This window comes from Stenotrophomonas sp. 85239_Sma (assembly GCF_056481725.1).
The window spans coordinates 3,480,965-3,504,341 of record NZ_CM151163.1 but is presented as its reverse complement, the minus strand read 5'-3'; the positions used below and the strand labels follow the sequence as shown (position 1 = coordinate 3,504,341).

The following is a 23,377-nucleotide window of genomic DNA, read 5'->3' as shown; positions in this document are numbered from 1 at the left end:
ACCCAAACCACAGCACGAGCATGTGGCAACGGATCTCTTGCTCTATCGAGGCTCCATGCTAGTGTGGAATCGCCATAGGCCGATAAGGAACTGGCCTGCGGCTCAAGGATGCGCTGGGGCTAGTGGGCGCGAGCGCCCAATCACATGATTATCGCGGGCAGCAGCGCCATGTTCTATGCCGATCGCTGTTTTAATTAAATATCTCAAACTATAAAGTCAGTTAATTTTTTCAAAATATTCACGAATCAAGTCATCATTTTTTAAATACGAATCGAGAACCTGAAACAGAAAAAGATCCCCGCTAATATTTATATCAAACGGGATCATTGAGTTATCTATTTTGAATGTCTTTATTTTTCTATGCCCCTTGATGTTGGCATTGCTCAATCTTTCTTGATAGCTATCCAACGTATATACGATAAATTCGTGATCCAAGTGAGTTATAAAAAAATCATCGCCTTTTGAACTGTATTCAAGATGGATGACTTGCGTTACGACGTCGTCGCCTGCCACCTCAAAGTCCTCCATCAATTCTTCAAAAGTCAAACTTAGCTTCTCTGCGTCATGGTGAATCCATAGATTGTTCTCATATTTATCGGTGGAGTAGAACTTTGACAATCTAGGAAGGGAAGATATTTTCAATCGCAACGGAGCGCCAAACTCCATCTCCTCCATTGCAGGGACATAATCGGAGACGTAATCAATCCTGAATGCTATTTCGGACAGCATTCCTTTTTCAATGAGTTCCTCGATAGAGGTAAGCAGCTTCCTCGGAACTTTTATCCAGAAGTGTCGCCCTATGCGTTCATCGCGTATTGTCTGACTATCCTTGTCGTTGAATATCTGAATATTCTCGTTCAGGCTGACAAGACTATATTTAGAGAACTGAGCATCTTCCTTTCTTATGTCAATTCCAATTTTCTCGTACTCACGTTCAACTACCTTGGAATATTTTAGCTCCAGCATCTCAGCCCTCCCCATGATTGATTGGTGCTTGGAATAAAAAATGCAGCCAATGCGATAATTTGCGTAATTTTCTTTTATGTACGAAACACCATCTTCGTCATGGATATGCTTGTAGGAATTGTTGAGAATTTCTAGCGATCCCGGATACTCGTTGAGATAATTATTTAAGTAGTCCATTAAATGCTGGATTGTCTTTATAGCCAATCGCTTGTCCACTAGATCAAGCTGTGGCCCATAAAACTTGGCTGCGTTTGGATGGTCGCGTTTGGCTTCAAATTCTTTCAGAATGGCCGCCTTTTCATTCATGCAGCCCTCCGTATAAGCACGCATTACGTCTGCCTGAAAGCTCTCATTTGCCAGAGAGGTTTGGATGAGGGGAAGCAATTTCTTGACAAAGATCGGGTCTTTATTAAGAAAGACGTAGCAAAATTTCCCAAAGCTGAATAACGCGATTTTTTCCGAAGAAAATTCATTGATTTCTTCAAAGATATTTTTCATATTTTTTACTCAACTCGCCGTAGTCCAAATAGTAAGCGACGGAACCTTGAGCGTCTCCACTTTGTGGATCGCGCTGCTCCACGTTCGCTATTCGCTCATCCCTGACGGGACTGGCATTCGCCAGCCCTCCACGGCCCGACACTGTGATCCGGGCCTGCGCGCTCCGCTTGCATGTTGAGCTGGCGACAGCAGGGCATGCAGAGCGAGCCGCGCGCAGATGATTCAGCCAAACGCTAAACAAAGCTGTAGGGCATCCCATAGAGAGCGCGGTTGCGCTACTCGTGATTTCTATGGAATTTGATCGTATCCAAAACTGCATGAGGCAAGCTTGCGAGTTACTTGATACTCTTCGCCAGAATACTGGCGAACTCGACCTCGTTCCGAAACAAGGTGCAGGTTCTTCCTTGCCCGCGAACCAATGACATACAGCAATTTCATCGCGCTTTCTTGACCGTTCGGATCATTGAAATGCGGCACCATATCTTCTAATAATGCATAAGCGATCACTGCATCGAACTCGGCTCCCTTGACGCCGTGTATCGTCGAGATGGTGATTCCAGTCCTATGCTGAAATACCTTCCTGAATGTCTCAATATCGCCTATAAATTCGCTACCTTCACTCTTCAATCGATTTACCCGGGCTTGCGAACTATCGAAGAAGGCAACGTGATGCTCTTGAAGCAGCGTGAAAAGGCGAAAGTCGATTGCTAAGTTTGCAAACAGACGCTCGAAAAATGCGCTCAAGTAGGTAAGACCATCTGTTTCATCGATCTTAATTGCATTGCACTCCCTCAACAAGGACCTCCGCGTGAGCTTCGACACGCTAGCCCCGGCCGCCTCTAGGTCATTCAGAATCTCCCCGGCCCACCGCAGTCTGCGCACATACATTCCCGGCGATGCCTGAGTAAGTGCAATCTTAGAAAGCCTGTACCAGAAATTCTCTGTGTCCCGTGCAAAGGGAACCATACCGGGGCCATCGAATGAGGACTCCGGCATGCTGGCGACCAAACGACGTGTCATGCTTGCAAGATGCGTCCACTGTGGCGCGAGAATGCACACCTCGTGAGGTGAGATGCCCATAGTCTCAATGTTGAAACGGATGAGCCGGATGAGCTCAGCGTCCAGATCATTTTTGCTCACTGTGTCGTCGAATGAAATAAGGCTTGGGTACGCCTTGTCCTCGGATGCGGCTTCGATGCGTGTGTTGTGAACGTTGTAGTTTCCGAAGTACTCAATGATGCGCTCAGAAGAACGGTAGTTCCGCGACAGTTCGAGTTCGTCCAAATCGATATTGGCCATCGCCTTGAAATCCTCGAAGGCAATCGGATATCCGCCAAGCGATTGATAAATCGCCTGGTTAGGATCTCCGACAATAAAGGCCTTGGTCGCACCTTGACCAGCTTTCAGAATGGCGGTGATGATCGAATACTGAATTCGTTTGGTGTCCTGATACTCGTCGATCAGCACGAAAGAGAACAACTGTGCCAGAAGAGTGCTGATCGCAGGATGACGTGCGATCAGTTGGTACGCATAGTAAAGAATGAGCTCAAAGTCTAGCTGCCGACTTTCGTGCAGAATCTCAAAATACTTGCCCAATATGACGTGAAGACCCGAATGCTTCCAATCTTGTGGGCAGGAGAGCACATATCCAGTTTCGGTGTAATAAAACTCACAATCCCAGAATGTTATTTTTGGCTTCTGGTAAGGCTTGCACAATGCCTCCAGGATTTTCTCGCGCTCATGCTGATCGATCACACGGAAGCCTCGATCCAACGCTTCGTGATAGATGCCGTACGGTTTCAATATCCATTCAAGACAGAACGAATGTATCGTTCCTATCCATAATCGGGATGTATCCACCCCAAGGCTCTCAATGCGCTCGTGGATTTCGTCGGCGGCACGGTGCGTATAAGTGATGGCAACGACAAACTGCTTGTTCGATTTCAGCCTGGACAACTCATAGGCGATTTTGTAGGTGAGCGTGCGCGTTTTCCCGCTGCCCGGGCAAGCGATGAGAAAGACGCTCCCTGGCTTCAGAATGGCTGCTTCCTGCTCGGGATTCAGATCATCTTTGTTCCACATGAACATGATCAGAACACCGCGAGTACATCGTTGATGCGATCATCTGGGAACGTGGCAAGCATCTCGTTTCGGATGCCGACGAAGTCGATGTCTCCATTTCGGAAGGCCAGCAGCTTGGCCCTAAAGTCGTCGAATACGGCAGACGCAGTGAAGATATCTTCTGCATCGATGTAGTTCACGCGGTAGCTCAGCACGTTAAACCAGACTTCCTTAGTGACCACCGGATGCGCAAAAGCGATGGCGTCCAAGATGTACTTCGGAATGGCGGTCTGCGGATCGATCTTCTTTCCCAGCAAGATGGCAAACCATCCCTTGCCGTAGTTGTCCGCCATGGTCAATGCGCGCTGACCGAACAACGCGATGTCCGCTGATTCGAGCTCCGCCTTGGCCGTCGCGATGGTTGGTGCATCCTTGTAGACATCAGGAAGGATGCCGACCACCTTACGCGCATTGCCGGCGGCAATGAAGTCGACCTCGAAGGTATGGGGGGCAAAGAATGGAGAAACCCACCCGTTATCTTTGAAGGTGTCTTCCAATAACGCTTTCCTGGCGACCCCTTTTTCCTGGGATGCCTGATACTTGCCCTTGCGCCGGAGCAGCCCTTCGGAGTCTCCCGCCGCCGGCGTTGTGTCAATGATGGACTTGTCAAGGTCGGTGACGATGCTGCACCGCTTCCGGATTCGGGCATCATCGAAAAGAACCGCGACGTTCTGAAATCCAGTGCTGCGGATATTAATTAAACTGATGCCGAGTTCATCAAGGCTGACGCCTAGCACGTTCTTGATCAGGATCGGAACGAGAATTTCTTCTGCATCGCCCTCCACTAAGAGGACGCTCTTGGCAAACAACAAGTTGCTACGGACAGCATCCAGGTAGCGTTGAATGTTGCCGATCTCTTCTGGGTTTAGGCCAATTGCAGGCTGGTATGCCTCGCAACGATCACCTTCTCTGCCGAGGATGTTCACGTTCTGAACATTGCTGACCTCAGAGATGTGCGTCGAATGGGTCGAATAAATGATCTGTGTGTCGTCGTATTTGAGCTTGTCGAACAGTGTTTTCTGGATATGTGTGTGAATGTGAGCTTCCGGCTCTTCGATAAGCAGAAAGTTGGCGATCGACTGTTTAGCCTTTTGATACTTGAATTCAAGCAGTTTCAACGTGAGGAATATCAGGTTTGCTCCACCAAGGCTCAGCTCGTGGATCGGTCCTTCGTGGCTCTCCCCCGATTCGCCAACGAACAGCTTGAGCGACTGGAACAACTTGTCAGCTTCGTCTGGCAGATCCGACTTGATAGAAAGAGAAGACGGCGAATACGCCTCACCCGCCGCATCCTTGATGGTGTCTCTGATATCCGTCCGGACGACCTGCACGTCTGGCAACGCTTCGATGGAGTCATTCAATGCCTTTACCCCGTCGGTGATAGCCTGGAACGCCACGGGGTCGATATCGCCGCTCTTGCCCTTCAGAAGCGAAAAGAGCGGATTTGTCCGGTTGTTGTGAAATTCGGAGACGACGTCCCGTAGCGCCTGGACGAAAGTGAACGAAATTTCTTTGGAGACGGACAGCACGTTCGGAATCTTCGCGCCGATAACACGAAATTCAACCTCTTCATTGAATCGAACATTCGCGAAGTCGCCGACCACATCCTTATAGAAGGCCTCGTCGTTGAAGTCGGCTTCACTCCGACCTGTGAAAATCGTTTCATAGTCGTCGATGGTGACCGGGTTCAGGATAGCGTCGAGGCCTGCCTGATCACCATCGTTCAATTGAGAAAGTCGCAGCCTGATTTCCTTCTTCGGACGAAAGATCAGGTTGTAAGTGGCCTTGCCGTTCGCCTCTTCCTCAATTACGCCCGTCCCATGTCGGAAGAGCGCCTGCACTGATTCATCCGCAGAGATTTCCTCAAACTCAAGACTGATGATGATCCAATGTCCCTGCCAGCGCCCTAGGCCGCGATGAAAGTCGGTATGCTCCAGCCGGTAGGCAGAGCGAATCATGTTGTCATCAAGCAGCAATCTGATTGCGCGAAAGAGATTGGTTTTGCCAGATCCATTTTCGCCGATGACAGTGTTGATACCCTTCTGGAACAGCAGCTTCGTGTTGGGAAAGTTCCGGTAGTTGACCAGGCTGAGCTTGGATATATGCATTTGATTCAATCTTGTTGTTGAAATCCACATGCCGATCGGCCGATGGATTGGTTGAACACTGCAGCCATTGATCCCAACTACGGAATGGCCAACTGTCAGTTGGTTTTAGAACGGCACCGTGTCTAAGGTAGGAATCGGTTGGAGCGCATTTTTAATCTCGGTTAGCCTTGCAAGTAGTTCATCGAAAGTCACGATCACGATCTCTGCGAACGCATTTCGAACGAGCTCGAATGACTTTCTTTGCTGATGCTCTTGTGGCGTCATGCCAGCGACAACTATGCAGCGAACCGCATAGCTGTGGAGGTCGTATCGGTTCATGTTATTTTTTATGACGGGTAGTTCACTCTGCAATTTGAAACGCTGATCTAGAATTTGAGCAATCGCTCCACCCAATTCTGTCGATGGGCCAAAAACATCATCTCCACGATAGGGAGATTTTCCTAGCAGTTCGGTTTGCGGCTTTTTTATCTCAATGAGGCCAAGATTGCCCGTGGAAGCGGATGCGTATAGAAAATCTGAAAATTTTCCGCCGGACCCGTTAAGTCGCTTGCCACCTGCATAAGCTTGCCCCTGAACCAGCATGGCTGGAACGGCAAATGCAAGACTAAGTATGAAAGGATTTTCCAGAAAGAAGCTTTGCCACTTGCTTTCCGTCAGTCCTTTTCCAAGCATTTCCTGGTATCGCTCAATCAGTTGATTCAGTGTGATGAGCTCAATATCATTCTTTAATGCCAGCAGCGAGCGCGGCTCAGATTCCGCCAGTGCTTCTATATTGTCTTGAACCATGCGAACAGCGGCGCGCCGATCACGCTTGGAAAGCGTCACATGCTGCCGCCCACCATCGGTCATTTCCGTTAGTGCATCAGGTCTTACGCTCTTCTTTAGAGCGGGAAATTGTGCTGAATCGGCAGCATGTAATAAGGTCTGGTAGACATGAAATTGCTTGTCCTTGCGCGCGTCTCTCTGGTGGCGAGAGGCTATGCGATTTAATTCTTTTCTTAATTCATGAAATCTTCTTATTCCGAGAATAAAGAATGGCGAATCAATTTTCGCGTCATTTCCTTTGTGGACAATGAGTATGCTTACGTTTTCTAAGCTGGCGGCTGTTTCGCAAATTTGCCGATATTCCCACAGAAGCCCCAAACCGAATCGAAAATCTTTGGCAAACCCATCCGGCAACTGCTCAAGAAGCCCAACGACATCGTCAGTAGTCTCTGGCAGTATGTAGGGCTCGATAACAGGCCGAGCGACGACGATGCGTTCAAGGGTGCCGTATTTAGGTTGCAGGTAATCGTCGCGATCTTCTCGAATATTAAGAGGCCAAATGGTCAATCTGTCTGGACACACATTGAGCAGTCTCGCTATTGGCGAATCCGGCTTGCGCTCCGCTGCGGGAATATCAGTGAAGAAAACGTTAATGCCTTCCTCTTCCGGTTCGGCTGCTTCAATGACAAGGAAGGGGCCGCCGTCCAAACGCTCACGTTGATTGAATGCTGAAGGTCTGATAGATGCCATGAACTATTCTTGATCCCTACTGTTCAGAGAAACGATTTGCGGGCCTTGCCTCAGCGCAACCTTATGGTGCCTTCCGATCAGAATCGGACGACACACGATTGATGTCAAAGGGGAGTGCCTTATCTGCCGCGATTCGGGTCAGCAGCATCCGAATCGCATCCGAAATTGATAACCCCATTTCAGCCAGAACAACAGTTGCGGCTTCTTTAATCTGCCCGTCAATCCGGGCACGAACGACGTCGTTACTTGCCATTGTTGCGCTCACAATAGATGTAGCTACATTGTGGCTCATAAGTACTATTGCGTCACTTACATTTTGTTGTGAACAGTAGAGCATCCCGGCGTGCCGCCGTCGGGCTCGCGGGCGTTGCCCCGCGCCTCGTGCCGAGTCGCGGCCATGCGGCTTTGATCCCTGATGCCTCCGGCCGTCTCTTCGCTCCTGGCCTGCGCGCGGCGCTTGCCCTCCAGGGGATCGGCTGGACAGCCCATCCCCGCCGCGCCTTGCTTGGCGCCCCTCGCATGCACCGAACAGGTTGCACCTGATCGACCAACAGCCATCCAGCTAGGCGTGCCGCTGGCACGCAGGGGCGCTCGCCGCGCGGCGTTGGTTTCAGCGCACCCCCTGGCCCATTGGCCGCTGTTCGTCTTTCCCCAAGTTCATCGCTTTTTCCCGCGACCGTAGCCCGCGGTGCCTGGCCGTCAAGGCGCGCAGGGCCGAGTCCTCGCTGCGCTGCGGGCCGCACCAACCCTGCGCTTCTCCCTTGACGGCCAGTCCCTCGCTGGCCCGGTTTTTCGCGGGCGATGAACTCAGGAAAGACGGCGGCAAACAGGACCGGCCCAGGTCTCTGCGCCGAACCAACCGAAGCCACAACGGGCTCCGAATCTTGGAATCCGGTCAGCTTTGAAACCACAGCAACTCATTGGAGAAAACCATGCAACTCGCATCTCGATTCGCTTCCCATTCCCCGACGCTGCGCAGTGACTACCCGCTGTCCGACGACCAAATCCGCCGCGTAGCCCCGTCCATCTTCGCGGAGGCCCCGCACGATAGCCGCTCCGAACGGTACGCCTACATTCCCACCGCCGCCGTGCTGGCGGAACTGCGCAAGGAAGGGTTTGAACCCTTCATGGCAGCGCAAACCCGCGTGCGGCACGACGACCGCCGCGACTACACCAAACACATGATTCGCCTGCGCCATGCCAGTCAGATCAACGGCGCGGAAGCCAATGAAATCGTGCTGCTGAACTCGCACGACGGCACCAGCAGCTATCAGATGCTGGCCGGAATGTTCCGGTTCGTTTGCAGCAATGGCCTTGTGTGCGGCGATACCGTGGCCGATGTGCGCGTGCCGCACAAGGGCGACGTGGCCGGTTCTGTCATCGAAGGCGCTTTCGAGGTGTTGAGCGGCTTCGAACGCGTGAAGGAATCCCGCGACCTGATGCGCGCTATCACGCTGGACGAAGGCGAAGCCGAAGTGTTCGCCCGTTCCGCGCTGGCCCTCAAGTACGACCCCACCGATAACAAGCCCGCGCCCATCACGGAAAGCCAAATCCTGATGCCGCGCCGGTTCGACGACCGCCGCCCGGACTTGTGGAGCGTGTTCAACCGCACCCAAGAAAACCTGACCAAAGGCGGATTGCATGGCCGCAGCGCCAACGGACGCCGCCAGCAGACCCGCCCCGTGCAGGGCATTGATTCCGATGTGCGCCTCAATCGCGCCCTCTGGATGTTGGCCGATGGCCTGCGCCAGTTGAAGGCCTGATTCCCCACGCGGCAGGGGCAGGCAGCAGCCCTTGCCGCTTTCTTCGCTGCTGCATCCCTGAACCGATAGGAGTTATCACCATGAACGCCATTACCCAAACCGAAGCCCGCGCCCTCAACACCGCCGCCGCTATCCCGCTGGAAGCCGCCGACCCGACCAAGAACCTGATTTTGGTTCCGCTGTCGCGGCTGGTGTCGCGTCCTGCTGGCCGCAACGTGCGCAAGACCCCGCGCATGTCCATTCCCGAACTCGCCGCGAGCATTCAGCGTGTCGGCCTGCTGCAAAACCTCATCGTCATTGCCGCCGCCGATGGCGAGCATTACGAAGTCGTGGCCGGTGGCCGCAGGCTGGCCGCGTTGAAGCTGCTGGCGAAGAAGCGCCGCATCAGCAAGGAATGGGAAGTGCCTTGCCTGTTGGTGGCCGATGGCACCGCCCGCACGGCCAGCCTCACCGAGAACGTGCAGCGCGAAGCCATGCACCCCGCCGACCAGTTCGAGGCATTCGCCGCGCTGGTGGCCGAAGGCCGACCCATCGAGGACATAGCCGCCGATTTCAGCGTCACGCCGCTGGTGGTGCAGCGCCGCTTGAAGCTGGCGAACGTCTCGCCCCGGCTGCTGGCCGACTACCGCGCCGAAGCCGTGACGCTCGATCAGTTGATGGCCCTTGCCATCACCGACGACCACGCCGCGCAGGAAACCGCGTTCTACGACGCGCCGACGTGGCAGCGCAACCCTTCCCAATTGCGCGACCGCCTCACCGAGCGCGAGATTGACGCATACCGGCATCCGCTGGTGCGTTTCGTGGGGCTGGATACCTACGGAGCCGCAGGCGGTGGTGTGCGCCGTGACCTGTTCGCGGAAGGTGACGCGGGCGTGTATCTGACCGATGCCGCGCTGCTGGAACGGCTGGCGCAAGACAAGCTGGCAGGTATCGCCGCCGAGGTGAAGGACGAAGGCTGGGCGTGGGTGGATGCCACCCCCGCCGTGACCCATGCCGACCTGCACGCCTTCCAGCGTGCGCCGAGGGAGCGCCGCGAACCGAACAAGCGCGAAGCGCAGCGCATCGAGAAGCTGCAAACCAAGATGCACGAACTGGCCGCCGCCGTGGATGACGCGCTTGATACCGAGGACGAGGAAAAGGCCGATGCCTTGCAGGAAGAAGGCGAAGCCGTGGGCGAGCAGTTGCAGGCGCTGGAAGATGGCTTGCAGGACTACGGCACGACCGTGAAGGCCGCAGCCGGTGCCATCGTCACCATCGACCGCAACGGGCAGGCAGTGATTCATCGCGGGTTGATGCGCGAGGCCGAGGCCAAGGCGCTGCGCACACTGGAACGCCTGCGCCAAGGTTTCGGCAGCGAAAGCGAAGCCGGGAACGACGACGAAGGCGAGGACGACGAGCAGCCCAAGACCGCCGCCATGTCCGACAAGCTGGCGCAGCGGTTGAGCGCCCACCGCACCGCCGCGCTGCAAATCGAAGTCGCCCGGCATCCGCAAGTGGCGCTGGCCGCGCTGGTGCATGGCATGGTGCAGACCGTCTTGCAGGGCAGCCACTACGGCCACGACTTGCCGCTGGGCGTGAGCCTGAAAGCGCAAGACCGGCTGGAAGGCATCGCCCCGGATATACCGGATTCGCCCGCCGCCGTGGCGCTGCGCGAGTTGCAGCAGGTAGCAGGCGAAGGCTTGCCGGAGGACAGCGCCGAACTGTTCGCCGTGCTGCTAGGGAAAGTCTGCAAAACCCGGCCGCAGTGCGTGGATCTTGAGGGATGATGTCGTCAAGTTGATGCGTGGCGCAAGAACATGAAGCAAGTCAGTTTGGGATTGAACCTGTCGACCAAGAAGACGCGCAAGCGCGAGTTCCTGGAGCAGATGAACAAGGTTGTGCCGTGGGATGTGCTGGTTGGCGTGGTCGAGCCGCACTGGCCCAAGTCCAAGACTGGCCGCCCCCCCTTTGCCATTGAGACCATGCTGCGCATCCATTACTTGCAGCAATGGTTCGGTCTGAGCGATCCGGCCATGGAAGAAGCGCTGCATGACATGCCGGTGTACCGCGAGTTTGCCAAGCTCGATGGCGTGCTTGACCGCCTGCCCGACGAGAGCACGATCCTTCGGTTCCGTCATCTGCTGGAGAAGCATGACCTAGCCACCGACATGCTGCGCATCGTCAACGATCTGCTGGCCTACAAGGGGTTGTTGCTCAAGTCGGGCACGGCGGTGGATGCCACGCTGATCTCGGCGCCGAGCTCGACCAAGAATGCTGAAGGCAAACGAGATCCAGAGATGCATCAAACCAAGAAGGGCAACCAGTGGTACTTCGGCATGAAGGCGCACATTGGTGTGGATGCCGATTCTGGCTTGGTGCACAGCGTGGAGGGTACGGCTGCCAACGTCAATGACGTGACCCAGGCGCACAAGTTGCTGCACGGCCAAGAGACAGATGCCTTTGCCGATGCGGGCTACCGGGGTGCACACAAACGGCCAGAGGCCAAGGGTGATGTGAACTGGCATGTGGCCATGCGCCCAGGCAAACGCAAGGCGCTGGATTTGACGGACCCACTTGACGCCCTCACCGACCAGGTCGAACGAATCAAGGCGAGCATCCGCGCCAAGGTTGAACATCCGTTCAGGGTGATTAAGAAGCAGTTCGGCCATGTGAAGGTTCGCTACCGAGGGCTGGATAAAAACACCGCACAACTCAAGACTCTGTTCATGCTCAGCAACCTGTGGATGGTGCGCGGCATCCTCATGGATGCGGCGGCATGAGTGCGCCCAAAATGCAGGACGCAGGGCGTTTTTCAGTGCCAAGTCGCCGGCTTCTGGCTGTTTGGCCAACCGGGCGAGGTGGCCCGAAGCGAATTCAGCGAACTTGTTGCGGCCTTCACGTTGTCTGACTCTCCGCAAACGAGTTATTCAGACCATCCCTAGCGAAGTCGCAAGATGAACTGGTGCGGCTGCTGGCGATATCCGTGGCCGTCACGGTGGACGTGGTGACACCCCGCGCCACGCCGCAGCAACCGGGCGCGGAACTGGCGCAGGCTGTCGGCTTGGACATGGCCGCATGGTGGAAGCCCACCAATGAGGGTTATTTCCGGCATGTGCCGAAGGCCGCGATTCTGGAAGCCGTGGAGCAGTACGCCCCGGCGCACGTCACCCGGCTGGCGAAGTTGAAGAAGGCCGACATTGCCAGCGAAGCCGAGCGGCTGGCCGATGGCACCGGCTGGATGCCTGCCATCTTCAAGGCCGAAGGCACCGACGACACCACGGCGCAGGATGCGCCGCAGGCGGTGACGAACGACGAGCCGGAAGCCATCGACAACGACGACGAGCAGCAGGCCCACGCACTCGCCGCCTGACCTTCACCACCACCGAGCGCCCCGGTTTCGGCCGGGGCGCTTCGCTGTTCCATCAGCATCGGCCCCAGGCCGTTCCGCCCTGGTGCCGATGGTCAAAAATCCGGGCGCGGCGGTGGCCGCGCCCGGTTTCCAAGCCCAAAGCCAGAACGCCCCTTCGCCGCCTTCGGGCGGACGGCGAAGGGGCGGCGCACAAGTGACCTTGTGCGCGGGAAACCCTCGAAGCCCATAAGTGCGTCGGCGCACAGCGCCGACGACATTCCGAACGCGCCCCACCGCAATGGACGGGCGTGTGGGGCTACGCCCCGGCTTGCTGCCGCAGGTTGCACGAAAGCGTGCCGTCCTCGACGCTGGCGGTTCGTCGCCTGTACGTCACGAAGGACGGTTCACCGACACGCCGCCCGGCCTTGCAATGGAGCTTCCACGCCACGCCTCACGCAAAGGGCCGCAAGCAGCGGTAGGAACGCTTTCACCTTGTCGCTGGGCATTGTCCTTGCCCGTGTCAGGGCGCAGGCCGGTGAAGCCGTCGCGCGGGGATGCCGAGTCGGCCATGCCTCCATTCGGGAGCGGGCGGCCAGTACGTCCTTGTGTTGTTGTGAATCCTGGCGGTGGCTGGGCTTCATGGCCGCAACCTTCCAGCGAAAACAATTCCCCCTGCGCTGCGCGCATTCCTCGCGGGACAAATTCTTTTCGCTTCCAGGTTCTCCACGGTGTTGCGACCGCTGCGCGGTGCGGCCAGCCCATCCCCCGCCGGACGGATCACAACAAGGACGCACTGGCGCGACCTTGTTCAACCCGAAAGGAGAAATCATCATGGCTAACATCGGCACCTTCACCGCAGAGAAAGACGGCTTCACCGGCCAGCTCCGCACCCTGACCCTCAACTTCAAGGTCAAGCTGGTTCCCAACGACAAGGGCGAGAACGAAAGCGCCCCGGACTTCCGCCTGCAAGCGGCCGGCCACGACTTCGGCGCGGCGTGGAAGAAAACCAGCGAGGCCGGGCGGGATTACCTGTCGGTGGCCATCGACGATCCTTCATTCCCGGCGACGGTCTATGCCCGCCTGATCGAAGGCGAGAATGACACGCACGACCTCATCTGGTCGCGCAGCAAGCCCAAGGCGGCCTGACGGCCGCCCACCGCGCCCCGCCCATTGCGGCGGGGCGCGGTGCTGCTGATCGCAGCATCGCACGCACAGGGTTTCGGCAGTTGCCCCATGTCCCGCATGTCCAAGGCCAGCATTGCATTGGTGATGGTCGAATGGCTCGAAGCCCGTGGCAGTAGGAACAGCATGGCGTGTCGGCGCATTGCGCCGCCGGGCTTTCGGGCTGCGCCCCATGCCGCCAATGGCGTCATGTCCATTCGGCTTCAATCCCTCACGCCTTCGCGCCTGGCGGCGCTGCGCGCTCCGCTTGCGGGCATTCAGACGCGCTAGGGCGCGTCGCGCTCTTTCAGCACGGCCTCGAACTCCTGGCGCACCCGCGCCAGCAGTTCGTCGGCCTTGTGCGTGTCGTCGCCGGCGTAGGCCAGCGTCAACAGCGTCAGCGGATGCACTTCCATGACCTCGCACAGCTCGGTCAGCTTGTGCAGGGTCGGACTTTTCAAGTCGCGCTCCAGCGTACTCATATAGGTGCGGCTGGACACGTCGGAGAACGCTTCCTGGCTCAAGCCTCGCGCCTTCCTGACTGTCCGTATTGCCGTTGCCAATGAGTGTTTCGCTGTCACTAACTTGGTTTCCCCATAAAAACCAAGATGACAGCCCATTGCGCCCTATAGGGCTACAATCTATAGTGTTCATTCATGGCTGAAAGGCCCGCTTTCGTGCTTTTACGGAAATCCGCAGATGCGGATTCCGACAGAACCGGGGAATCGCATCCGTGTCTTTCCGGCTTCCGACAATTCCGCTTCGGCGCTTCTGTTCTTCTACGGATGCGATGGCTTGCACATCGGTGCTTCCACACGAATGCACGGATGCGTTTCGGCAGTTCTGCGCTTCGGCACCAAAGCGCATTCGCGCATCGTCGGTTTCGTGGAGAAGCTGCCCATGACCCTGCCGCTTGTCACCGCTGATGAACGCGCCCGGCTGCTGGCCCACGGCGCGGCGCTCGCCGCTGGTCAGCGGCTCGACCCGCTGCCCGTGGTGCGCTTGTTCACCCCGGACGCGCATGTGACCTGGCTGCTGGTGTCGCTCGACCCGGCGGATGGCGACACGGCCTACGGCCTGATCGACCTCGGTATCGGTATGCCTGAGCTCGGGATGGTCAAGCTGTCCGACCTGGCGGGCATCGTCGGGCCGCGCAAGCTGCCGGTGCGGCGGGATCGGTATTTCCAGGCGGTGCGCCCGTTATCGGAGTACGTCCGGCTGGCGCAGGAGAACGGCGCGATCACGGACTGATGAAAACCAGCGCGGCCTAGCCAGCCGGGGCGCATCGTGACTATTTCAATCTTGATCAAGACCGTGCAGGTCTGAATCCGCATTCTTGCACCGAAGTGGTGCGATCCTGTTGAAAACAGTCCTGATCTTGGGCGCGGGCTGCGGCACGGTGTTCGGTGCTGCGCGTCATTTTCCTGAAGGCGTAGCCGTCGCATTCAGACGATTTCCGCAACACGCAGAGCCAAATGGTCTTGACACCGACAGTTACAGCCTAACCAATTTTGATGACGACCTGATGGCATTTCGATAGTTCCCGCATCGCGGAAATCGTGGCGACGCATCCCAAACAGAGGGAGGTTTCGCCATGACTGATCGCAGCGCCGAACACTGGTATCCGACAGCGGCCTATCTCTACGTTCTGCACCTTGACGGCCCTGCGCTGGCGTGGGAATACCTGCGCCGAAATCCCGACTACCGCCGCGACTGGCTGCGCCGCCGCCGCCGGCCGGACACGGCGCAGGCGTGGGGCCTGCGCCTGCTGGAAGACCCAGCCCTGGATGCGCGCGACGCGCATCCGGCCTGGTTTCCCGATCACGATGCCGTCGTGCAGGTTTACCCGGACGATGACCCGCCACCCGAAGCCCATGCCTTCGAGTTCTGGCGCGTCCCTGGCCGCAAGCAACTGATCCACGACGGCAAGCGCCTGGTGCTGGTGTCGCATTGGCCCGGCTGCTGCCTGCGGCTCGCGCTCGCGCCGGGCCTGGAAGACGGCATGGCCTACCTCTACGCCACCCGCGCCTGCGCCACGCCCTGCGCGCGCTATCGCACGCTCGCGTCCGAGCTGGACGCATTGGCCGTGGCCACGGTTGCCACGCCTGCGGCGGCGGCCCGTTCCAGGCCCACGACGGCCGCGGTGCTGGAACTGCACACCTTGCAGACGCTCGACGCGACCCTGGCGGGCGCGTCATTGCGCGAAGTGGCCGAAGGGCTGTTCGGCGCCGATGCCGTCGCCGCCGACTGGCACAAGGACAGCGCCTTACGTGCCCGCGTGCGGCGGCTGGTACGTCGTGGCGATGCGCTGATGCGTGGCGGCTATCGCCGCCTGGCACAGCTTCCGCCGCCGTTGCAGTAGGGGGGGACGTTTCGCGTCCCCCGTAGATCGTCCCTTAGCAAGCAGCCTCGCTTTCTTGAAAGTGCCTCTAACCGGCCGCGTGGTGTGGCCGGGCTTGATGGAGGTACATCCCATGCGACCCGCTCCCTTGCGGCCTGCCGCCGCTGCTGTCGCTGCGCCTGCGCAGCCCCAACGCTACCTGACCAACGACGAAGCCGCCGAGTACCTGCGCCTGTCGCCACGCACGCTGGAGAAACAGCGCGTGATCGGCGGCGGCCCGAAGTTCCGCAAGTTCGGCCGCCGCGTCATGTACGCGGTGTCCGACCTCGATGCCTGGGCCGACCAGCGCAGCTACGAGGCGACTTCCGACCCGGAATATGCCGAACGCCACGCGGGCGATTACCGTGATGGCCGCTGATCGCTGGCGCGTGGGTGGCCGTCGCCATGTCCAGCCCGCCAGGGCAAGCCTTGCAGCGCGAACAGCTCGACCTGTTCCGCGCGCTGCCGGGCGACATGGCACCCCGCGACAGCCAGGACTTGATGGCCTTTCCGTTCTTCTCGCTGGCGAAGTCGCGGCGTACCGCGCCGATCGACTTCCGCGCCGGCGGCATCACCATCCGCGTGGAGGGTACGCAGGAGCACGGCATCGCAACGATATGGGATGCCGACCTGCTGATTTGGGCCGCCTCGCAGATCGTGGAGGCGCGCGACGCGGGCTTGCGCCCGTCGCGCTGGATACGCGCCACTCCCTACGAGATCCTGCGCTTCATCGGGCGCGGCACGTCTCTCAACGACTACCTGCGCCTGAAAGCCGCGCTCGACCGGCTGCAATCGACCACGGTGGCCACGTCCATCCGCGAAACCACGGGAAGGCGATTGCATCGCTTCTCGTGGATCAACGAGTGGAAGGAACTGGCCGATGCCAGCGGCGTGCCGCTGGGCATCGAACTGATCCTGCCGGACTGGTTCTATGCGGGCGTGCTCGATGCCGCCTTGGTGCTGACCATCGACCCAGCCTATTTCCGCTTGAAGGGCGGGATCGAGCGCTGGCTGTACCGCCTGGTGCGCAAGCACGGCGGCAAGCAGCCGGGCGGCTGGCAATTCGACTTCCGGCACCTGCACCGCAAGTCGGGCAGCGCTGCGCGCTTCTCCGACTTCGCTTACGACCTGCGCGTCCTGGTGGCGCGGCAGTCGCTGCCCGGCTACGTCCTGGGCATCGAGCGAATGCCGGACGACGGACAAGAACTGCTGACCTTCCGGCCCGTGCTGCACACGGCACGGGGATAACTCGTGGAAAAGGTGTGGACGGCCTCGTGCTATCAGGAGTACCGGGTATCGTGCTATCGGGAGTACGCCTATCGTGCTATCAGGAGTACGAAAACGCCGGAAAGCCAATAACGGCGCGGGTTTGCGGCCCCTCTAACTTCCCTAACAAGAAATACATAACTTTTAGTAGAAGCGCGCCGTTTCGGTGGACAACCGAGAAACGGCACGGCGAACAGCGTTTTGCACGGCAGGTAAAGCCCGGCTTTCCAGCAGGGAGGGCCGCGCCATGATCCTCGCTCTGCTCAACCAGAAAGGCGGTGTCGGCAAGACCACGCTCGCCACGCACATCGCGGGCGAACTGGCGATGCGCGGCCAGCATGTCGTCCTGCTCGATGCCGACCCGCAGGGTTCATCCCTGGACTGGACGCAGCGCAGAAGCCAGCAAGGCTTGCCACGGCTGTTCAGCGCCGTGGGCCTCGCACGCGAAACGCTGCATCAGGAAGCGCCAGAACTCGCCAGGCGGGCCGATCACGTCATCATCGACGGGCCGCCGCGCATCGCCGCCTTGGCGCGCTCCGCGCTGCTGGCGGCCGAGCGCGTGCTGATCCCGGTGCAGCCCAGCCCCTACGACCTCTGGGCCAGCTCGGAAATGGTTTCGCTGATCCGCGAGGCGCAGGTGTTCCGGCCGCTGCTCCGCGCGGCCTTCGTCATCAACCGGCGCGTCAGCACCACCATCATCGGGCGCGAGGCGCGGCAATCGCTCGCCGAACAGCCGCTGCCCGCGCTGCGCTCGGAGGTGCATCAGCGCATCGTCTTCGCCGACAGCGTGGCCGCTGGCCGGCTCGCACGCGAGACAGCGCCCGACAGTGCCGCCGCCCGCGAAATCACCGCCCTGGTGGACGAACTGCTGCGGTGGCCGACATGACAGCGCAGCAGCCACCCAACAGCAAACGCACGGGCAAGCGCGTCGGCATCGGCGCACGTCCGCCCGCGAATCCGCACGCCGAGGCGTGGATTCGTCAGGGCGATGCCGACGCGCTGGGCAAAGGCGACCTCTACACGGCCCGCCTCACGCTCGACATCACGCCCGCCATGCGGGCGCGCATCAAGGTGTCGGCCTTCACGCAAGGCGTGACCGTGGCCGACCTGCTGCGCGGCCTGCTGGAGCGGGAGTTTCCGCCGGAGAACACACCATGAACGCATTCGCTTGGCCTGCCGCGAACGCGGCACCGGCTGCGCCGCTGCCTGCGCTTTCGGCACTCGCCGGACAGGCCGGCAATGTGCCGCTGACGCGCGTTTCGCTGGCCTACCTCGAACATCGCTTCAAGCTCTACCTGCGCTTCGGCGAACCGGCGCGCACGCTTCAGCTCGACCGCTGGCGGCGCTGCGCGGTGTTCCTGCCGGGCGCGATGCTCTGCCGCATCCGCTGGCAGGCCAACGACTACGGCACGATCCGCTGGCAACTCATGGTGATGCAGGCTTGCACACCGCTGGACGCGGCGCAGCGCATCCCCGGTGTTCAGCCGGGCGCGCGCTTGCTCCTACACACCGAAGGCGATGCCAACGTGCGCGCCGTGCTGGAGCGCATCGACGGCATCGAGGCGCTGGGCATCGCTGCCATCGACGTGTCGCCGGCGTACTGGCGCACGCTGGGCAACCGTCTTGCGGCTCGCCTTGCGCTGCCCGAATACACCACCGAGCGGCATACCGCCTGGCTGGCCGGGAAGGTGCTGCCATGACCGCCCCGACCACCACACCCAACGCGCCCGACGTGGCGCCGCGTCCTCGCTCACGCCTGCGCGCTCGCATCGTGCTGGCGACACTGGCCGCCATCGGCTTCGCTGCGCTGGCCTGGGCGGCTTTCGTGTCGCCGCTGCCGCGTCTGACCTACAACCCGTCCGACAGCGTGGCGGTCGGCTGGTATCGCATTGACCCGTTCGACCCGCGCACCGCCTCGCTGCCACGTCCGTTGTCCGTGGACAGCATCGTGCTGGTGCCGCTTCCGGCCACGGCTGCCGCGCTCGCTGCGCAGCGCGGCTACCTGCCGACGCGCGTTCCGCTGCTCAAACGTGTGGGCGCGGTCGCGCCGCAACACGTCTGCATCGTCGCCGGTCAGGTACGCATCGACGGCGTGCCTTCGGCCGCCGTACTGCCCGCCGACCGGCTGGGCCGGGCGCTGCCGTCCTTGCAGCTTTGCCGCCGCCTTGAACCGGGCGAACTGCTCCTGTTGAGCGTGACGAATCCAGCATCGTTCGACAGCCGCTATTTCGGCCCGGTCAGCGCATCCGCCGTGATCGGCGTTGCGCATCCGGTGTGGCCGGAGATACGCCCATGATGGCCGCCGATTCGCTGCGCTCTGACGTGCCATCGGGCATGTCGTTCTGCTGGCTGCTTCAGTGTCGCTGCGCCTGTCGTGCCGGTGCATTCGCACCGCACGTCGCGCAGCATCCGGCGCAGCCGTCCAACGTTCAGGCGTCTTGCCTCGAACGCGCCCGGCCTGCGGCCATTGGCGCTTTCGCCGGCGCGCTGTCTGTTCACGCAGCAGCGCCGCCGGGCCGCCGTTGCCTGGAGCGACAGCGAAGGGCAAAGGCGGAAGGCAAGACAAAAGGACGCGGCACCTGGCCGCGTCGAAAGCCAGTCAGCACATGGGGGGAACGCGGCACGGAGCGGCTTCGCCACCGTGCCGCGTTTGGCGCGAGGGTCGCGCCAATGCTGGCATGTCCGCGTGCTTCGCACGACAGGACACGCCCAAGCTTGCGGGGAGCGCAGCCATGACCGACAGCCGCGACGACGACTTTCGCGTGCGCCCCAGCGCCCCGAAGAACCGGGGCAAGGGCCAGGGGCAGAGCTTCGTTTCCAAGGTGCTCAAGCAGGCCGGCAAAGCCAGCAGCGGCAAGTCGGCAGTACGCCGTCCTGGCGCGGCTGGCACCGGCCAGCGGCCCGGCTCTCGGCTCGGACGTGGCCACACGGCGGCGCGCTTCGCCGGGGCGAAGCTAATGCCCATGTCGCGGCGCGTGACCATCAAGACCTTGCTGGTCAATCACCAGCGGGCCAGCCCGCAATCGCTCGCCAAGCACCTGCGCTACATCGAGCGCGACGGCGCGGGTCGCGATGGCGAACCGGGCCGGGGCTACGGGCCACAGGCCGACGAAGCCGATCTGGACGCCTTCAAGGAACGCTGCGCCGACGACCGGCACCATTTCCGCTTCATCGTCTCGCCCGAGGACGGGGCCGAGCTGGACGACCTGCGCACCTACACCCGGCATCTGGTGAGCCGCATGGAAGCCGACCTGGGCACGCGGCTGGATTGGGTGGCGGTGGATCACTGGAACACCGACAACCCGCACACCCACCTGATCGTGCGCGGGCGCGACGACACCGGCAAAGACCTCATCATCGCGGGTGACTACATCGCCCACGGCTTCCGCCATCGCGCCGCCGAGCTGGCGACCGAGTGGCTGGGGCCGCGCACCGAACTGGAGATTCAGCAGACCTTGAGGCGCGAGGTGGAACAGGAGCGGTGGACGAGCCTGGATCGCACCTTGCAGCGCGAGACCGGCGAGGATGGCCGGGTGCATGTCGAACGGCTCAACGAGCCGAGGTTGCAACGCCAGCGCCTGCTGCTGATCGGCCGCCTGCAACGCTTGCAGCGCCTGGGCCTAGCCGACGAGGTGCAGCCCGGCACCTGGGCCATTCATGCCGATGCCGAGAAGACCTTGCGTGCCCTGGGTGAGCGTGGCGACATCATCCGAACGATGCAGCGGGCCATGAGCGGCCAGCCGCGTGAGCTGGCGGTGTTCGAGCCGGGCGACGATGGTCGCAGCCTCATCGGCCGCGTGGCCGCGAAGGGGCTTGCCGATGAGTTGCACGACCGAGGCTATCTGATCATCGACGGCACGGACGGTAAGGCCCACTACGTTGCACTGAACGCCCGCGACGAACTGGCGAACTATCCCACGGGCGCTGTGGTAGAGGTGAAGGGTTCGACTGAGGTGCGCACGGCCGACAAGAACATCGCCTCGCTGGCGAGCGATGGCCTGTACCGCACCGATCATCACCTGGTAATCGAGCAGGGCCGGGCTACGCCCGGACGCGACCCGCAGGAAGTCGTCGCCGCTCATGTCCGGCGGCTGGAAGCCCTGCGCCGGGCTTGCATCGTGGAGCGCGTGGCCGAAGGGCTATGGAAGGTACCGGACGACCTGGCCGAGCGTGGCCGCCAATACGACGCGCAACGGCTGGGCGATGTAGCCGTAGAGCTGAAATCACACCTTCCTATTGAACGGCAGGCCCGCGTCATCGGCGCGACTTGGCTTGACCAGCAACTGATCGGCGGTGGCCGTGGGCTGGGCAACTTGGGCTTTGGCGGTGATACCAAGCAGGCCATACAGCAGCGAGCCGATTTCCTCGAAGAACAGGGGCTGGCACAGCGCCGCGGGCAGCGCGTCATCCTCGCGCGCAACCTGCTGGGCACGCTACGCAATCGGGAACTAGTGCAGGCCGCGAAAGACATTGCGGCGGAAACCGGCCTAGAGCATCGCCCGGTGGCCGACGGGCAGCGCGTAGCCGGTATCTACCGGCGTTCCATTATGCTCGCCAGCGGGCGCTACGCGATGCTCGATGACGGCATGGGGTTCAGCCTTGTGCCGTGGCGGCCGGTAATTGAGCCGCGACTGGGACAACAGCTTGCCGCAAAGGTTATCGGCGGAAGTGCCTCTTGGGAACTTGGACGAAAGCCCAGTATCGGTATCAGTTAGATATCAAGGGAAGCTGAGTACCAGGCGCAGTCTGCTTGGCTGCTGTGATTCTTCTTAGAGATTCAATCAATGCCATAAACTCCTTGGATTGCCTCAGTGCTTCGCCTCCCGCAGTTTGCAGGTCCAAGACATCCGTAGCCTCGATCGTGAAGGCTGTGGGCACGCGCAGCAGCGAATGCCGGATCTTGTCGTCCGGCACGTCGTTCAGACTTACGCTTACTACGTAGATTTCTGCGTCGGCCGCAAAGGGGCTGTCCGCTTGGCCACGGGTGCGGACAATCTCGGAACGCCAGTGTTGCAGGTCGTCGTTAAGCATGGCCAGCGTCACCTGGGTCTCGCGAGCGCCGGCACCGAAGATCAGCGACTCAAGTACTTGCGTCGTGCTGGGAACTCGGTCGCTACTGTCCACTCTCTCGCTCAGTCCTCGTTCGGAGTTCACCGTCACCAACACGAGTCGGCGCAAGCTTCCGGGCTTGACCTCCGAGAAATTGGCGCTCATTGAGCCCGAAGCTACTAGCCGGTCTAGCATCAGACGTACGCCGAGGTTGTCGGAGACACCACCGTCCACGAGGTGGATATAGGGCCGATCGTGCGCATTGAGGTAGCTGTCTATGCCGCTTTGCAGGATGCGTGATCTGTAATTTTGCCCTCTGACAGGCAAAGATCGGAGAGGCGGCGGACAGGTATTGGCGTTGTTTCGCACCGTTACGGGCGACAGCACCAGCGGTACTGCCGACGAGGCCGCCACCGCGAAAGACAGCGGCGTTGCATCGAGGTCGGAACAGATTAGCCGGAATTGCTCGGTGGTGAAATCGAAAGGGGCACCGGTCGTGAGGTCGGTTGCCGTGATCATCAGTTCGGGCGCGCCCGGTCGTCGGCGCACGTCACCAAAGGTGCGGCCTTCAAAAAGTTCGTCCAAGCGTTGAGCCAGGATCTGGCTGCGCCCAAACCAAGGTGAAGTTAGTCTATAAAGACGCTCAGGCCACAGAGCTTCACGTATGAGTCGCCCCTCAAAAGGCACAAGCAGAAAATCCGGCTCGAAACGAGTCAGCGTGGCATCGCCGAAGGCCGCGAAGTGCGCGGCAAGGATGCTGCCCCCCGACACTCCGCTGACCAGGAACACCTGATCCAACAGAGTGGTCTCCTGGCCCTCTAGCGCGAAGCGTGTGGCCTTGAGTTCGCGCAGCACGCCCAGGCCGAAGGCCGCCGCCCGAGCGCCCCCGCCTGACAGTGTCACCGCTACAACCACCGGTTGGTTGACCTCCGACGGCCTGATGCGTTGGTCGTTCTCGGCGAGAGACATTAAGGCGGCGTCGGAAAGTGTCGGGTTGATCCAAGGACGGTAAGTGGAACACCCTGTCAGAACTACCGTTGCCAGCACACCGGCCAAACTCCATCGTGTGAATTTACACACCTCCAGGCGCTTTACCTCTGCAAGCAGCACCACGCAGCGTTTCGAATAGACAAGAACGAGAAACGCCGGCAATTTTGCGACGAAGCAGAGCCACTCCAGAATGCTGCAGACGTTACAAGAACGGCACCCTACGAATCCCCTT

22 protein-coding genes are annotated in these 23,377 nt (G+C 60.0%); 15 read left to right on the top strand and 7 right to left on the bottom strand.

Annotation, left to right across the window (positions count from 1 at the left end):
- Positions 1 to 216: 216 nt before the first annotated feature.
- From ACYKG1_RS16375 to ACYKG1_RS16355, 5 genes are all read right to left on the bottom strand, one after another.
- Positions 217 to 1,464 (bottom strand): hypothetical protein, encoded by a 1,248-nt coding sequence (locus ACYKG1_RS16375; protein ID WP_004883036.1) that lies wholly within the window; start codon positions 1,462 to 1,464, stop codon positions 217 to 219.
- Between the two features lie 288 nt (positions 1,465 to 1,752).
- On the bottom strand, positions 1,753 to 3,552 hold the full coding sequence (locus ACYKG1_RS16370) for a UvrD-helicase domain-containing protein (protein WP_478470911.1): 1,800 nt from the start codon (positions 3,550 to 3,552) through the stop codon (positions 1,753 to 1,755).
- Positions 3,553 to 3,554: 2 nt separating this feature from the next.
- Positions 3,555 to 5,693, bottom strand: a complete 2,139-nt coding sequence (locus ACYKG1_RS16365; RefSeq protein WP_004883041.1) for an AAA family ATPase — start codon at positions 5,691 to 5,693, stop codon at positions 3,555 to 3,557.
- Positions 5,694 to 5,798: 105 nt separating this feature from the next.
- Entirely contained in the window at positions 5,799 to 7,208 is a 1,410-nt protein-coding gene (locus ACYKG1_RS16360; protein ID WP_004883043.1) for a Shedu immune nuclease family protein, read from the bottom strand.
- Between the two features lie 61 nt (positions 7,209 to 7,269).
- Complete coding sequence (locus tag ACYKG1_RS16355) at positions 7,270 to 7,500, bottom strand: type II toxin-antitoxin system RelB/DinJ family antitoxin (protein ID WP_050554911.1); 231 nt, start codon at positions 7,498 to 7,500, stop codon at positions 7,270 to 7,272.
- A gap of 640 nt (positions 7,501 to 8,140) precedes the next feature.
- Between ACYKG1_RS16355 and ACYKG1_RS16350 the strand changes: the two genes are divergently transcribed.
- From ACYKG1_RS16350 to ACYKG1_RS16325, 6 genes are all read left to right on the top strand, one after another.
- Positions 8,141 to 8,971, top strand: a complete 831-nt coding sequence (locus tag ACYKG1_RS16350; RefSeq protein ID WP_004883049.1) for a DUF932 domain-containing protein — start codon at positions 8,141 to 8,143, stop codon at positions 8,969 to 8,971.
- A gap of 80 nt (positions 8,972 to 9,051) precedes the next feature.
- The gene (locus ACYKG1_RS16345; protein WP_478470910.1) at positions 9,052 to 10,737 is read left to right on the top strand and encodes a ParB/RepB/Spo0J family partition protein; all 1,686 of its coding nucleotides are present in this window, start codon (positions 9,052 to 9,054) and stop codon (positions 10,735 to 10,737) included.
- 30 nt (positions 10,738 to 10,767) lie between these two features.
- Positions 10,768 to 11,730 carry an IS5 family transposase gene (locus ACYKG1_RS16340; protein WP_280025850.1) on the top strand — a complete coding sequence of 321 codons (963 nt, stop codon included), beginning with the start codon at positions 10,768 to 10,770 and terminating at the stop codon, positions 11,728 to 11,730.
- 182 nt (positions 11,731 to 11,912) lie between these two features.
- Positions 11,913 to 12,320: a hypothetical protein gene (locus ACYKG1_RS16335; RefSeq protein ID WP_478470909.1), complete on the top strand. Its 408-nt coding sequence runs from the start codon at positions 11,913 to 11,915 to the stop codon at positions 12,318 to 12,320.
- A gap of 810 nt (positions 12,321 to 13,130) precedes the next feature.
- Positions 13,131 to 13,445 (top strand): DUF736 domain-containing protein, encoded by a 315-nt coding sequence (locus ACYKG1_RS16330; protein WP_004883051.1) that lies wholly within the window; start codon positions 13,131 to 13,133, stop codon positions 13,443 to 13,445.
- An 87-nt stretch (positions 13,446 to 13,532) separates the two neighbouring features.
- Positions 13,533 to 13,751 (top strand): hypothetical protein, encoded by a 219-nt coding sequence (locus tag ACYKG1_RS16325; RefSeq protein ID WP_103790875.1) that lies wholly within the window; start codon positions 13,533 to 13,535, stop codon positions 13,749 to 13,751.
- Here the strand turns inward: ACYKG1_RS16325 and ACYKG1_RS16320 are convergent.
- Positions 13,748 to 13,984 (bottom strand): XRE family transcriptional regulator, encoded by a 237-nt coding sequence (locus tag ACYKG1_RS16320; RefSeq protein WP_028699140.1) that lies wholly within the window; start codon positions 13,982 to 13,984, stop codon positions 13,748 to 13,750. The genes ACYKG1_RS16325 and ACYKG1_RS16320 overlap by 4 nt on opposite strands.
- Positions 13,985 to 14,159: 175 nt before the next feature.
- On the opposite strand from ACYKG1_RS16320, the gene ACYKG1_RS16315 reads away from it, so the two are divergent.
- The 9 genes from ACYKG1_RS16315 (at position 14,160) to ACYKG1_RS16275 (ending at position 21,821) form a co-directional block, all read left to right on the top strand.
- Positions 14,160 to 14,711, top strand: coding sequence for a DUF2958 domain-containing protein (locus ACYKG1_RS16315; protein WP_004883053.1), 552 nt, complete (start codon positions 14,160 to 14,162; stop codon positions 14,709 to 14,711).
- Between the two features lie 343 nt (positions 14,712 to 15,054).
- On the top strand, positions 15,055 to 15,822 hold the full coding sequence (locus ACYKG1_RS16310) for a DUF2285 domain-containing protein (RefSeq protein ID WP_004883055.1): 768 nt from the start codon (positions 15,055 to 15,057) through the stop codon (positions 15,820 to 15,822).
- 112 nt (positions 15,823 to 15,934) lie between these two features.
- Positions 15,935 to 16,219 (top strand): helix-turn-helix transcriptional regulator, encoded by a 285-nt coding sequence (locus tag ACYKG1_RS16305; protein ID WP_004883058.1) that lies wholly within the window; start codon positions 15,935 to 15,937, stop codon positions 16,217 to 16,219.
- Positions 16,220 to 16,233: 14 nt separating this feature from the next.
- The gene (locus ACYKG1_RS16300; protein WP_028699137.1) at positions 16,234 to 17,088 is read left to right on the top strand and encodes a replication initiator protein A; all 855 of its coding nucleotides are present in this window, start codon (positions 16,234 to 16,236) and stop codon (positions 17,086 to 17,088) included.
- A gap of 265 nt (positions 17,089 to 17,353) precedes the next feature.
- Positions 17,354 to 17,992 (top strand): ParA family partition ATPase, encoded by a 639-nt coding sequence (gene parA / locus ACYKG1_RS16295; RefSeq protein ID WP_004883061.1) that lies wholly within the window; start codon positions 17,354 to 17,356, stop codon positions 17,990 to 17,992.
- Positions 17,989 to 18,264 carry a hypothetical protein gene (locus tag ACYKG1_RS16290; RefSeq protein WP_004883063.1) on the top strand — a complete coding sequence of 92 codons (276 nt, stop codon included), beginning with the start codon at positions 17,989 to 17,991 and terminating at the stop codon, positions 18,262 to 18,264. The genes parA and ACYKG1_RS16290 overlap by 4 nt, the downstream gene beginning before the upstream one ends.
- Positions 18,261 to 18,806, top strand: a complete 546-nt coding sequence (locus ACYKG1_RS16285; protein ID WP_004883064.1) for a DUF2840 domain-containing protein — start codon at positions 18,261 to 18,263, stop codon at positions 18,804 to 18,806. Before ACYKG1_RS16290 ends, ACYKG1_RS16285 begins: the two co-directional genes overlap by 4 nt.
- The gene (locus ACYKG1_RS16280) at positions 18,803 to 19,402 is read left to right on the top strand and encodes a S26 family signal peptidase (protein WP_004883067.1); all 600 of its coding nucleotides are present in this window, start codon (positions 18,803 to 18,805) and stop codon (positions 19,400 to 19,402) included. The genes ACYKG1_RS16285 and ACYKG1_RS16280 overlap by 4 nt, the downstream gene beginning before the upstream one ends.
- Positions 19,403 to 19,838: 436 nt before the next feature.
- Positions 19,839 to 21,821, top strand: a complete 1,983-nt coding sequence (locus ACYKG1_RS16275) for a relaxase/mobilization nuclease domain-containing protein (RefSeq protein WP_004883068.1) — start codon at positions 19,839 to 19,841, stop codon at positions 21,819 to 21,821.
- Here the strand turns inward: ACYKG1_RS16275 and ACYKG1_RS16270 are convergent.
- On the bottom strand, positions 21,814 to 23,268 hold the full coding sequence (locus ACYKG1_RS16270) for a patatin-like phospholipase family protein (protein ID WP_196636953.1): 1,455 nt from the start codon (positions 23,266 to 23,268) through the stop codon (positions 21,814 to 21,816). The two genes, ACYKG1_RS16275 and ACYKG1_RS16270, sit on opposite strands and share 8 nt — an antisense overlap.
- Between the last annotated feature and the right edge of the window lie 109 nt (positions 23,269 to 23,377).